Annotated in this window: 1 protein-coding gene; it reads left to right on the forward strand. The window is 36.2% G+C overall.

Going from position 1 to position 1,167, the window contains the following annotated elements:
• Positions 1-100: 100 nt before the first annotated feature.
• Positions 101-1,084 carry a WD40/YVTN/BNR-like repeat-containing protein gene (locus tag DNK84_RS13795; protein ID WP_119345023.1) on the forward strand — a complete coding sequence of 328 codons (984 nt, stop codon included), beginning with the start codon at positions 101-103 and terminating at the stop codon, positions 1,082-1,084.
• Positions 1,085-1,167: the final 83 nt, after the last annotated feature.

Genomic DNA, 1,167 nt, shown 5'->3' on the forward strand with positions numbered 1-1,167 from the left:
TGGTTTGTAAAATTTCCATTTTGAATACAGCTTGCATATAACTTTGTGAAATATCCTACACGAAAAAACTTTAAAATGCTTTATTAGGCGTGATCAATGTGTGTTAGTAACCAGTGATAATCACCTTAAAGTCATACCTTTTTTAAGCAGCTGCAAAAATTTAATTGATGGCCTTTTAAGAGCAGGGAAATCCTGTCAATATATACTTGATCTAACGCCTGAAGAAATAATCAGCTCAACAGAAATAGAAGCTTCTATGTGGATTATGGCCGATCGTACAAAAACGGTGCTAAAAATGCTTAATGTAAGCTTTTATCCCAGTTTTTACACAATACCACAAAACCTTAAAAAAACACATGCAGGCGTAGCCAATAACTTTGTCCGTGAAGTTTTTGTTGCTGATAATACGATATATGCGGCAACAAGCGGAGGCTTATCTATTTCAACAGACGGTGGTGAGAGCTGGATTTATAAAACAACCGTCAATAATTTAGGCAATAATGCCACAAAGGCTGTATTTGTCGCTGATAATATCATTTATGTTGGTACAGATCATGGTTTGTCTATTTCAAAAGATAATGGATTAAGCTGGCAAACAAAAACATCAGCAAATGACTTTACAAATGCGCCTGTTGAGGATGTTTATATCTTAGATAGTATCATTTATACTGCAACAAACGGGGGAGGATTATTAATATCAAAAGATGGTGGTGAAAGCTGGTATGCGCAAAGATCATTAATAAATGGCTTTAGCGGTAGTGATAACGTGTACGGTGTTTTTGCCTCAGGGAGTAACGTTTATGCGGCAACCTATGGTGGTCTATCTATTTCAGTAGATGGCGGTGAGAACTGGACAAATAAAACTACCTTCAATGGCATGGGCAGCAATTTTGTCAATGGCGTTTTTGCATCAGGTGACACTATTTATGCCGCCACGTTTAACGGGCTGTCTGTTTCTTTAGATCATGGAAATAACTGGACAACCTATTTAGAAAATTATACAGTCCATAATGTTACTGAAGCCAACGGCGTGCTATATATCTCAACAAATAAAGGCCTATTAACGCACACTACAGGACACTAAGTAGTTTTTCTGTTTGAATTTTTGTTAACTTTAGCTCAAATACAAGCTTAATTGATGCCATGATTTTACTTGTATTAATCACA

The organism is Facilibium subflavum (assembly GCF_003574485.1).
Lineage (GTDB): Bacteria > Pseudomonadota > Gammaproteobacteria > Francisellales > Francisellaceae > Facilibium > Facilibium subflavum.